We start from the raw sequence: 7317 nt of genomic DNA on the forward strand, positions 1-7317 counted from the left end.
GTGCTGGCGGTGGCGAGCTGCCTGCCGTCCGGGCTGAACGCCAGCGAGCTGACCGCGCCCGTGTGGCCTTCGAGCGTGCGGACGCACTTGCCGGTGGGGCCGTGCCACAGCCGGACAGTGGCATCCGAGCTCGCGGTGGCGATGAACGCGCCGTCCGGGCTGAACGCGACGACGAACGCGGAGTCGGCGTGGCCTTCGAGCGTGCGCAGCGGCGCTCCGCTGGCGGCCTCCCACACGCGGGCGGTCGCGTCTTCGCTCGCGGCAGCCACCAGGGCCCCGTTCGGACTGAAAGCTACTGACCACACCGTTCCGGCATGGCCGCTGAGGATGCGCACGCAGTTGCCGGTGGCCGCGTCCCACAGCCGCGCCGTGGCATCGAAGCTGGCGGTGGCGAGCAGCGAGCCGGCGGGGCTGAACGACAGGGCGGACACGATGCCGGTGTGCCCGGTCAGCACGTGCAGGCAGTTGCCGGTTCTCGCATCCCACACGCGCGCCGTGCCGTCGCCGCTCGCGGTCGCGAGCAGCGAGCCGTCCGGGCTGAACGCCGCCGCGTAGACGATGTCGGTATGGCCGCCGAGGACGCCGACGCACTTGCCGTACGCGGTGTCCCATACCCGCACGGTCTCGTCGTAGCTGGTCGTGGCCAGGAGCGAGCCGTCCGGGCTGAACGCCACGCCGAACACGGCGATCGTGTGGCCATGGAGCTCGTTCGTGCAGGCGCCGCTGGCGACGTCCCACAGCCGGGGCGTCACGTCGGCGCTGACGGTGGCCACGCGAGTACCGTCCGGGCTGAACGGCGCCGCGAACACGGCGTCGCTATGGCCGGTAAGGGCGTGCAGGAGTTCGCCCGCGGCGGCGTCCCACAGCCGGGCCGTTCTGTCCTCGCTGGCGGTGCTGAGCCTGGCACCGTCCGGGCTGAACGCCACCGAGTTGACCGCGCCCGTGTGGCCGGCGAGCGTGCGTGCGCCTCCCGCCGTTTCCGTAATACTCATGTAACCGCCTCTGCGATCCTGCCGCGTCCCATGCGCGCGCCATGCGGTCATGCGCGAGCAGCGATCCGTCGTTGATGCGCGCCTAATTCTGCACTTTCCGGGGAACGCCGCACGGATTTTTCGCCCCTTTGCATCCCGTGTTCCATCAATTCGTGACATAAGGCACTTCGGCGGGGGCGGAAAGGCACCGGTCAAACGCCCAGCACTATCGATTTCGCGGGCGATAGGGGAAGATCGCCTGGCGCGGTCTGCGCGGGACGGGCGGTCGACGGGGCGGCCGCGGCGGCAGGGAACACCAGCCGCGCGGTGAGCCCGCCTCCCTCCAGCCGGGGCGTGATCCGGAAGGCCGCCTCGTGCGCGGTGGCGATCGCCGCGACGATCGACAGGCCGAGGCCCAGGCCGTCATCGGGTCCTGACCGAGGCCGGGTCCGGACCGGCCCCACAGCGCCGCCCCGCTGGAACGGGAGCAGCAGGCGGTCCGCCTCTTCCGGCGGGACCCGCGGTCCGGTGTTGGCGACGCTGAGCTCCGCCCGGCCGTCGCCGGACCCCACGGTGATCCAGACAGCGCCGCTGGTCACGTTGTGCCGCAGGGCGTTGTCGATGAGGTTGGCGACCGCGCGCTCGACGAGCGCGCGGTCGCCGGCCAGCGGCGCTGGCGCCAGCGTCACCTCCATGGCGAGCCCGCTCGCCGCGATCTGTGCGCCTCGGGCGGCGAGCACGTCGCGGGTGGTCGCGGCCAGGTCGAGCGACTCGCGGCGGTCCAGGCCGCGCTGACTGCGGGCCAGGATGAGCATCGCGTCGATCAGCCGCTCCTGCTCGGCGCCGGCGGCGACGGCGCGCTCGCAGGCGGCCCGGAGCGAGGCGGCCGACGCGTCGGGGTTCCGCAGCGCCACCTCAAGCAGCGTGCGCGAGCGGGCGAGCGGCGTGCGCAGCTCGTGCGAGGCGTTGGCGGCGAACTGGCGCTGCGCGTGCATCGACGCGTCGAGGCGGGCGAACAGGCCGTCGATCATGTCCGCGAGTTCTCGCAGGTCGTCGGCCGGGCCGTCGATGGCCAGCCGCTCGTGCAGGTTCGTGGCGGCGATCCGCCTGGCGGCCGCGGTGATCCGGCGCAGCGGGCGGAGCGCCCGGCCGGCCGCGAACCAGCCGAGCGCCGCCGCGACCACCGCCATGATGGCGAGCGCGATGCCGGAGTAGAGCAGCAGCGCGTCGTTTTCCGCCGCCCGGGTGCCGTTCACGTACCGCGTCACCTTCTCGCTCTGGGAACCCGTCGAGGCAGCGCCGGGACCCGGCAGGGCGAGCGGGATCATCAGGTCGTCACCGGCGGCCGCGCGGCCGCCGAGCATCACGACGCCACGCACCGTCCCGGTCGCCTGCTGCCCGGCTGCCTGCCCGCCCGGTGTCCCCCCGACAGCCAGGTTCCTCGAAGTGACCTGGCCGGCGATGATGCCGTTCGTCGCGTGGCTGACAAGCCCGTAAGTGATGCCGAGCACCCCGGCCCCGGCCGCCAGGAACAGGCCGGCGAACAGCAGGGTGAGCCGGACCCGCACACTGCCTGTCCGGTAGGTTCGCCCCGCCCCGCGCCGCGCGCTGCCGGGTGGCGCCGCCCCCCTCGCCCTCATATCCGGTACCCCGCCTGCGTGACCGTCTCGATTGCCGGCGGATCGCCGAGCTTGCGGCGCAGTCGGCTGACCGTCACCTTGACCGCGGTGGTGAACGGGTCGGCCATCTCGTCCCAGCCCCGCTCGAGCAGTTCCTCGGCGGACACCACCCGGCCGCCCGCCGCCATCAGGAGCTCGAGCACGGCAAGCTCCTTCGGGCCGAGGTCGAGGGTCGCGCCGTACCGGGTGGCGACGCGCCTTGCCGGGTCCAGCGTGATGCCCTTGGCGGTCAGCACCGGCGGCACGGCGGGGTGCGACCGCCTGGCGAGCGCGCGCACCCGCGCGACAAGCTCGGCGAACGCGAACGGCTTGGGCAGGTAGTCGTCGGCGCCGCAGCCGAGCCCGGCGACGCGGTCCTCGATCGTGCCCGCCGCGGTCAGCATGAGAATGCGCGCCCTGACCTGGCCGGCCAGCTTGGCGCACACGTCGTCTCCGTGCAGGCCGGGCAGGTCCCGGTCGAGCACGATCACGTCATAGTCGTTGACCAGGGCTCGGTCGAGCCCGGCGTCGCCGTCGAGCACGGCGTCCACCGCCATCCCCTCGATCCGCAGCCCGGCGGCGATCGCCTCGGCGAGTTCGCCGTCGTCCTCGATCACCAGCACTCGCATGACGGTTCTCCCTGCTGACGGGGGCCGTCCGCGCGCAGGGCGACAGCCCTGCCGCCCATGCAACTCCCGATCTCTGACCGTTGACTCAGGGGATGCTCGCAGGATCTTGAATTGTGTCGACGGTCAGCTTCCCTTCCGTCGCCGTGATCGTCGCGGACACGAAGTCGCCGGCCGTGACGCCGCCAATGCTGGCGACTGTAACCGCGGTGCAACCGGCCCTGTCCTACAACGGACGGCATGTTCTTTTTCACGTATCTGGCGAGGGAATTGCGCCGCCGTCTCCGGCAGGCGATCTTGATCGCGCTCGGCCTCGCCGTCGGGGTCGGGCTCGTGCTGACGGTCACCGCCGCCTCTGCGGGGGTCAGGAACGCCCAGGCGGGCGTGCTCAAGGGGCTGTACGGCGTCGGCACCGACGTCACGGTGAGCGGGGGGGCGATTCCGGCGCCGTCGGGTACCGCCGTCCCCAGCGGCGCGGTCCAGATCACGATCACGCCGAACGGTGCCGAGATGTGCAGCGACGGCAAGTGCCACTCGCTCAAGAACGGCTATACCCAGAGCAACGTGGTCCCCACGACCGGATGGGTCAGCGCCACGGACGTGGCGAAGGTCGCGGCGCTGCACGACGTCGCCGCAGCCGTCGGCGGCCTGCTGCTCACCGACAACACGATCACGATCTCGGAGACCGGCGGGTCGCCGCCTTCCTCGTTCACCGTGGACGGCCTCGACCTCGCCAACCTGAAGCTCGGCCCGGTCAGCAACGCCGTGCTCAGCTCGGGCAAGATGTTCACGCCGGCAGACGCGAACAAGAACGTCGCCGTCGTCGACAGCGACTACGCGACCGCGAACAACCTCAAGGTCGGCAAGACGATCAAGATCGGCGGCGTGGCGTTCACCATCATCGGCAGCGTCACCCAGCCGCAGGGCAACACCCCGCCGAACGTCTACATCCCGCTGGCCCGCGCCCAGGCCATCGCCAGCGCCGGCCCGGCGGGCGGCACGCTGAAGGGTTCCGTGAACACCATCTACGTGACCGCCGCGAGCGCCGCCGACATCAACGCGGTGGCGAGCGAGATCTCCAAGCTGCTCCCGTCGGCCACGGTCACCACGGCGAGCAGCCTGGCGAGCGAGGTCACCGGCTCGGTGACCACCGCCGCGAAGCTGGTCAACGACCTCGGCAAGTGGCTGTCCGTCCTGGTGCTGATCGCCGCGTTCGCCGTCGCGGCGCTGTTGACGATGGCGGGGGTCGCCAGGCGGGTCCGCGAGTTCGGCACGCTGAAAGCGCTCGGCTGGCGCGGCCGACGGATCGTCGGCCAGGTGATGGCCGAGTCCCTGGCGGTCGGCGTGGCCGGCGCCGCCCTCGGCGTCGGCCTTGGCTACGCCGGCGTGGCGATCATCGACAAGGTCGCGCCGAAGCTGTCGGAGACGCTGCCCGCCCAGTCAGGCGGCGCGAACATACTACAGGGGACGACGACAGCGAACGGGGTGACGAAATCGATCGGCGCCGCCACGCAGACCGTGTCGGTGCCGCTGACGACGACGATCGACATCGCCGCCATCATCGCCGCGGTCCTGCTCGCGCTGGCCGGCGGGCTGCTGGCGGGGGCGTTCGGCAGCTGGCGGACCGGCAGGCTCCGCCCGGCCGACGCGCTCGCGAGTGTGGGGTGAGGGCAGGTCGCCTGTAGACCGGTTCGGCACGTGCGGTCAGGGAAGCGGGGGCGGCGTGGCCGCCGGGTGCTCCGCCAGGGCGTCCAGGGCCATGCGGACGCCGGTCTCCAGCTGGGGGTCGCGGCCGGCCACCCAGTCGTCGGGCGTGATCAGCACCTCGACGTCGGGGTCGACGCCGTGGTTCTCCACGCCCCAGCCGTAGGCATTGAACGCGAACGCGTACCTGGGCACGGTGATGTGCGTGCCGTCGACCAGCTCGAGGCCGGGCAGCCCGTCGATGCCGATCACGCCGCCCCAGGTGCGGGCGCCGACCACCGGCCCGACGCCGAGCGACCTGATCGCGGCGGTCACGATGTCGCCGTCCGACCCCGCGAACTCGTCGGCGAGCGTCACCACCGGGCCGCGCGGCGCGGTCGACGGGTACGACTCCGGCCTGATGTAGCGGCCGGAGTCCCAGCCGATGATCCGCCGGGTGAGCTGCTCCACGACAAGCTCGGAGATGTGCCCGCCGCGGTTGCCGCGCACGTCCACGATCACCGCCTCGCGCAGCATCTCCGCGCGCAGGTCACGGTTGAAGTCGGCCCAGCCGCCGCCCATCATGTCCGGGACGTGCAGGTAGCCGAGCCGCCCGTCGCTCAGCTCGCGGACCGCGCGCCGCCTGCCGGCCACCCAGTCCTGATAGCGCAGCCGCCGGTCGCTGCGCAGCGGGACGACGACGGTGCGGCGGGGCGGCGCGCCGGCTCCGGACCGCACGGTCAGCTCGACCGGCTTCTTCGCGCCGCCGGTGAGCAGCGGCCACGGTCCGAAGGCCCGATCGACGGGCTGGCCGTCCACCGCGAGGATCTCATCGCCTGCCCGCACCGCGACGCCCGGCGCCTCGAGCGGCGACCGTGCCCTGGGGTCGGACGACTCGCCGGGCAGCACCCGGTCGATGATCCACCGCCCGGCCGCGTCGCGGGAGACGTCCGCGCCGAGCTGCCCGACCGCGCCCGGCGCGTCGCCGTCGTCGGAGAAGCCGGTGCCCGGCGGGATCACGTACGCGTGCGAGGTGCCGAGCTCGCCGAACACCTCCCACAGCAGGTCGGCGAAGTCGCCGCCGCCGCGCACCCGGTCAAGCAGCGGCCGGTACGCCGCAAGCACGCCGTCCCAGTCGACGCCGGACATGTCCTCGCGCCAGAAGTCGCGGCGGACCAGCCGGCCCGCCTCCAGGTAGGCGTGCCGCCACAGCGCGTCCGGGTCAGCGGTGAACCGCGCCCTGGACAGGTCGACCGTGACCGCGTCGTCGCCGGAGTCGCCGCTGGGCTTGCGGTCGGCGGGCAGCACCCGCAGCTTGCCGCCGTCGCGCACGACGAGCCGGGTGCCGTCGCCGCTGACGGCGAACCAGTCGGCCTCGTCCGCCATCCCGGTCACCTCGCGCTTGCGCAGGCCGAACCGCTCGAGCGCGGCCCGCGGCCGGTCGCCGCCTGGCTCGGGGTCGCCGTCGCCGAGCACCCCGGCGACCGGGGCGCGCAGCCACGCGAGCCCGCCCTTCACCGCCCGCAGCGATGCGTAGTCCGACTCGCCTACCGGGACGGCGACCACGCGCGCGGCGATGCCCTCGGTGTCGACGGTCAGCACGGCCCGTTCGGAGTCCGCCGCGTCCGCTGCGGCGGAGGACGGCTCCCCCGGCGGCCGCCCGCCGGACAGCGGGCCGAACGGGGACGGGGTGCTCGCGGCGAGCGTCACCAGGTACGGCCGCGCGCCGTAGGGGAAGGCCAGGTCGAACGCGTGCGAGTCGTACACCGGGTCGAACGTGCGGCGGGACAGGAACGCCAGGTACAGCCCGTCCAGGGTGAACACCGGCTCGCTGTCGGCGAACCGGCCGTCGGTCACGTCGGTGACCGCGGGTCGGGCGTCAGCGCCGTCGGCGATCCGCGCCAGCCTGATCCTGGCCAGCGGCCTCAGCCCCGGCCCCGGCCCCGGCTCCGACCAGGCGAGCCACGCTGAATCCGGCGACCACGCGAGGCCGGTCACCTCGCCGTCGTCGCAGGCAGCCAGCTCGGTGACCCGCCCGGACTCCACGTCCACCAGGTACAGCCGCCCGTCGCGCGCGGCGGCCGCGACCGCAGTCCCGTCCGGGGAGGCGGCAAGGCTGGTCACGCTGCCCACGCGGCCCGCCGCGAGCCGAACGAGCCGGGGCTCCCCCTCCAGCGCCGCTATCTCGATGGCGTCGGCGCCGCCGGCGTCGGTGACCCACACGACCTTGCCGTCGCCGAGCACGCGGGGCAGCCGGGCGCGCAGTTCCACGGTCAGCGCCCGGGCCGGGCCGTCGCAGTGCGTGAGCCAGTGCACGGTGCCCCGCACCTCGACCACGCTGGCCTGGCCGGTCCTGTCACAGTCCAGGCCGCCCAGATG

The 7317-nt window shown here is 73.4% G+C and carries 5 protein-coding genes; 1 reads left to right on the forward strand and 4 read right to left on the reverse strand.

Annotated features, from left to right (window positions below; translation table 11 throughout):
* The 3 genes from Q1N79_RS18555 to Q1N79_RS18565 all read right to left on the reverse strand — a co-directional run.
* Window positions 1–992, reverse strand: a 992-nt coding sequence (locus Q1N79_RS18555; protein WP_300610589.1) for a WD40 repeat domain-containing protein, incomplete at its 3' end; no start/stop codon positions are given.
* A gap of 191 nt (window positions 993–1183) precedes the next feature.
* A complete protein-coding gene (locus Q1N79_RS18560) occupies window positions 1184–2611 on the reverse strand; it encodes a HAMP domain-containing sensor histidine kinase (protein ID WP_300610591.1) in 1428 nt (475 codons plus the stop codon).
* Window positions 2608–3258: a response regulator transcription factor gene (locus Q1N79_RS18565; protein WP_300610593.1), complete on the reverse strand. Its 651-nt coding sequence runs from the start codon at window positions 3256–3258 to the stop codon at window positions 2608–2610. The genes Q1N79_RS18560 and Q1N79_RS18565 overlap by 4 nt, the downstream gene beginning before the upstream one ends.
* A gap of 237 nt (window positions 3259–3495) precedes the next feature.
* Between Q1N79_RS18565 and Q1N79_RS18570 the strand changes: the two genes are divergently transcribed.
* Complete coding sequence (locus Q1N79_RS18570; RefSeq protein ID WP_300610596.1) at window positions 3496–4923, forward strand: ABC transporter permease; 1428 nt, start codon at window positions 3496–3498, stop codon at window positions 4921–4923.
* Between the two features lie 36 nt (window positions 4924–4959).
* Here the strand turns inward: Q1N79_RS18570 and Q1N79_RS18575 are convergent.
* A partial coding sequence (locus Q1N79_RS18575) for a S41 family peptidase (RefSeq protein ID WP_300610598.1) occupies window positions 4960–7317 on the reverse strand: 2358 nt, incomplete at its 5' end.

The organism is Trebonia sp. (assembly GCF_030042015.1).
GTDB lineage: Bacteria > Actinomycetota > Actinomycetes > Streptosporangiales > Streptosporangiaceae > Trebonia.